This is a genomic window from Paenibacillus sp. 598K (assembly GCF_003851045.1).
Lineage (GTDB): Bacteria > Bacillota > Bacilli > Paenibacillales > Paenibacillaceae > Paenibacillus_D.
Map to the genome: position 1 here is coordinate 1 of NZ_BFBX01000126.1, position 683 is coordinate 683.

Annotated in this window: 1 pseudogene; it reads right to left on the reverse strand. The window is 64.1% G+C overall.

Features of this window, described 5'->3' with window-relative positions:
- Positions 1-355 precede the first annotated feature (355 nt).
- Positions 356-683: pseudogene (locus PA598K_RS28970) on the reverse strand (hydantoinase B/oxoprolinase family protein); the annotation flags it as partial.

Consider the following 683-nt stretch of genomic DNA (forward strand, 5'->3'; position numbering starts at 1 on the left):
AACTGCACTATTGCAGTTAATCCTCGGCGCAAAGCCGCTTCAGTCGCATTTAACTGTATAATTGCAGTTACGCCATAGTTGCACCGGTAGTTGCCTCGGTCAATGAGACTAGCGGCCAGCCGCAGAATTGGTGAAGACAAGGTCAGGCGCAACTTCGCGACAAGTCAGGACCGCTCCGGTCGCCTAAGCCGCCACCATAACGTCTGGGCTGCGCACCGACGACAACAGCCCGCCCCGACTGCGATACTCAGCTCGGCGATGCCACCGCCACACCGCATTGCCGCACTTGGCCGGATGGCGCGCCTCGCGCGGCAAGCTTCCCAATCCTCACACATCGCCAGCATCCCCAACCCTATCAGCCCAGGCTGCGCAGCTCCGCCGTCGCGGCCTCGTCGACGATGCCCTTGACCGGATCGGACAGCACGACGCCATAGTCGCGCTCCGCGGACCTTGGCGAGATGACGCCGTAGCGCACCTCGCGGGCAACCAGCTCGGCTGGGCGCTGCTTCGGATCGCCGTAACCGCCCCCGCCGCCAGCCATCTGCCGATAGACGGTGCCATACGGAATGTTGGAGATCAGATCCTTCATGTTCGCCTCGGTCCGCGTGCCGTCCGGGTACTCGAGGAGGATCGAGTTGACGCTGCCGTCGCCGCCGCCGAGCACGCCCGGCGCTGTCATGCCC